Genomic DNA, 1,038 nt, shown 5'->3' on the forward strand with positions numbered 1-1,038 from the left:
AAGAAATTTCTAAGGGAAATAGTAAAGTTGTCTGCGCTCGTCTTTCCGATGCACTCTATTTTTGGCAAACAGACCAACATGACTTGCCAGATATCAAATATTTGCAATCTTCTGCTAAAAAACTTGATCTCGATTTAAAAAAACCTCTCGATCAAAGAATGGCACAACTTGATCATTTAAATGTGACTTTTCATGCAAAATTAGGCACGCAAGGTGCAAGAGTAGAGCGAATCACTATTCTTGCACAACAAATTGCGCCTTTGGTGCACGCAGATCCTTTCTTAGCTAAGCGTGCAGCAGTGCTTGCAAAAGCTGATTTACAAACAGAAATTGTTGGAGAATTTCCGGAACTACAGGGGCTCATGGGACGAAAATATGCCCTTCTTCAAGGAGAAGATCCTCGCGTAGCTGAAGCAATCGAAGACCATTATAAGCCACAAGGACCAGCAGATCGTATTCCGCAGGAGCCTCTTGCTATAGCAGTTGCACTAGCAGATAAAATTGACATGCTCGTCGGTTTTTGGCTCATTAATGAAAAACCAAGCAGTTCAAAAGATCCCTATGCATTAAGACGAGCAGTATTAGGAGTTATCAGGCTTGTGCTTTTGCGTGACTGGAAAATCAATCTTATGCCATTATTTAATCTGACAGCGAATCTTTTCTTACAACAAAAAACTCCATATGGGACATCTCGAAGAGAAGCTACGCAATCGCAGAATGTACTTCCTGAAAAAACAGAACATATTTTATCGGATCTGTTATCTTTTTTTCATGAACGTTTGAAAATCTATTTAAAAGAAGAAGGCGCTCGTTATGATGTTCTTGAAGCAGTCTTAAAAAAAGATGCTGACGATCTGTTGCTGATTGCACGTCATGTCGAAGCACTTATCGCCTTTATCAATACAAGTGATGGAGATAGCTTTTTAGCTGCTGTAAAACGTACCGTAAATATTCTTGAGGCTGAATCCCAAAAAGATTCAACAATAGAAGATGAAATTAACCCTGAACTCTTTATTGAAACAGAAGAAAAACAACTCT

General features: G+C 38.9%; 1 protein-coding gene. It reads left to right on the forward strand.

Annotation, left to right across the window (positions count from 1 at the left end):
• Positions 1 to 1,038: glycine--tRNA ligase subunit beta (gene glyS / locus ACFIO5_RS10625; protein ID WP_375705382.1), on the forward strand; the 1,038-nt coding region annotated here is incomplete at both ends.

This window comes from Bartonella sp. AA86SXKL (assembly GCF_042196885.1).